The organism is Allobosea sp. TAB14, assembly GCF_052113865.1.
In the GTDB taxonomy this organism is placed as follows: Bacteria; Pseudomonadota; Alphaproteobacteria; order Rhizobiales; family Beijerinckiaceae; genus Allobosea; species Allobosea spartocytisi.
In genome coordinates, this window is record NZ_JBFRDQ010000334.1 from 1 (window position 1) to 2,008 (window position 2,008).

Below are 2,008 nucleotides of genomic sequence, written 5' to 3' on the forward strand. Positions count from 1 at the left end.
ACATAGGGCTGGAAGATGCGTGAGAGATAATCGGAGCGCCCGAGGATCAGCCCGCAGGCCACGCCGGAGACGGTGCCGAAGACGAAGCCCCACCACATGTTCTTGAGCGTGACCAGCAGCGCCAGCCAGAGATTATTGTCGTTGCGGGCGAGGCAGGCGCCGAAGCCGGCGGCATCGCCGAGGCAGCTCAGCTTCAGGAAGCTCGTCCAGATCATCGACGGCTTCGAGATGAAATAAGGGTCGAGGATGCCCGGCACGAGCGGTTTCAGCGCAGCGATGGCGCGCAGGCTCCAGCCCCATTCCCAGATCGAGAGGACGACGACCAGGATCGCGACCTGCCAGGCGACGACCTTTGCGGAGGATTGCTTCATCGGTTCACTCCGCCTTGGTTCGCCGGAACTCTTCGCCGAGCGAATGCCAGATATGGGAGTAGAGCCTGCCGAACTCGGCGCTCTCGCGCAGCGAGACGGCGTCGCGCGGCCGGGCGAACGGCACCTCGAAATCCTCCTTGAGCCGGYCGGGCCGGGCCGAGAGCAGGATGATCCGGCTCGCCAGGGTCAGCGCCTCGCCGAGGTCATGGGTCACGAACAGCACGGTCTGGCGCTCGCGCTCCCAGATATCGAGCAGCGTCTTGTGCATTTCGAGCTTGGTGTGCGTGTCGAGCGCCCCGAACGGCTCGTCCATCAGCAGGATCTCGGGCTCCATGATCAGCGTGCGCATCAGCGCGACGCGCTGGCGCATGCCGCCCGACAGCATGCGCGGGAACTTCGCGCCGAAGCCGCCGAGCCCCGCAGTCTCGATCGCTCGCGCGACCTTGGCCTTGCGCTCGGCCTTGTCCACGCCGGCGATTTCGAGCCCGTAGCCGATATTGGCTTCGACCGTCCGCCACGGGAACACGGTGTCGCGCTGGAAGACGTAGCCGACCTTGCGGTTGACGTCGCCGTGCCGGACTTCGTCCGCATCGATGGCGATATGCCCGCTGCTGCGCGGGATCAGGCCCGCGACCATGTTGAGGATCGTGCTCTTGCCGCAGCCGGACGGGCCGAGCAGGGYGACGAACTCGCCCTGTTTCACCTCGAAGGAGACATCGTCCACCGCCTTGACCCCGGCTTCGCCGGAGCCATAGCGCTTGTCGAGATTGCGGACGGTGATGCGGATGCGTTCTTGCGCCGGCTCTGCCTGCGCGAGCGGGGTGTCGAGCCGGGTGCGTTGAGCCAGCGCCATGACCGGGCTCACCCGAACTTGGCGCGTGCGGCTTCGAGGAACGTCATGTCGACTATGTCCTCGAACTTTGCCGGCGGGATGTCGGTGCCCTGGCGATACCAGACCTTGCCGCCGCGCTCGAAGGAGGCTTTGTCGATGCGCCCGTCATACTCCCAGGTCTGCTTGTCGAAGCCGAGCTCCGCTTTGACCGCATTGGGATCCTGGCCGCTGTAGAGCTTCTCGCCCACCAGCGCGTAGACCTCCTCGATCGGGGTCGCCTTGACCCATTTCATCCCCTGATACATCGCGTTGACGAAGGCTTGGACCGTGGCCTTCTCCTGCTCGCAGGTTTCCGTCAGCGCATAGAGGACGAGGACGGGCACGGTGCCGCCATAGGCGGAGACGAAGACGCCAGGCTTTGAGGTGTCGAAGATCGCCTTGCCGAAGCCTTTCGCCTGCGACTCGACCACCCAGCCGGGAGGGGCAATGATCGCATCGAACTGCTTGGTCTCCAGCCCCGGCAACATGGTGTTCAGCCCGCCACCGGCAACCCAGGTCACCTTGTCGCCCAATCCCTTCGACTCGAAATTGTAGGTCCCATACATCCAGGTACCGGAGCCGATCGCTGTCGCGGCGATGACCGGCTTGCCACCATTCGGCCGCTTGTAGGCCGCGAGCTTCTCGACGCTGTCGATGCCCGCACCGAACAGGTCCTTGCGGACGACGACATTGGCGATCGATGAGATCATCTGCGTCGCCATGATGATCTTGCAGGGTTTGCCCCGCGTCGAGAGCTGCAGCGGGT

General features: G+C 64.8%; 2 protein-coding genes and 1 pseudogene. All 3 read right to left on the reverse strand.

Features of this window, described 5'->3' with window-relative positions; genetic code table 11:
- Positions 1-371: pseudogene (locus AB4Y99_RS27320) on the reverse strand (ABC transporter permease); the annotation flags it as partial.
- 4 nt (positions 372-375) lie between these two features.
- Positions 376-1,224, reverse strand: coding sequence for an ABC transporter ATP-binding protein (locus AB4Y99_RS27325; protein WP_441525552.1), 849 nt, complete (start codon positions 1,222-1,224; stop codon positions 376-378).
- Between the two features lie 8 nt (positions 1,225-1,232).
- Positions 1,233-2,008: ABC transporter substrate-binding protein (locus AB4Y99_RS27330; protein ID WP_441525553.1), on the reverse strand; the 776-nt coding region annotated here is incomplete at its 5' end.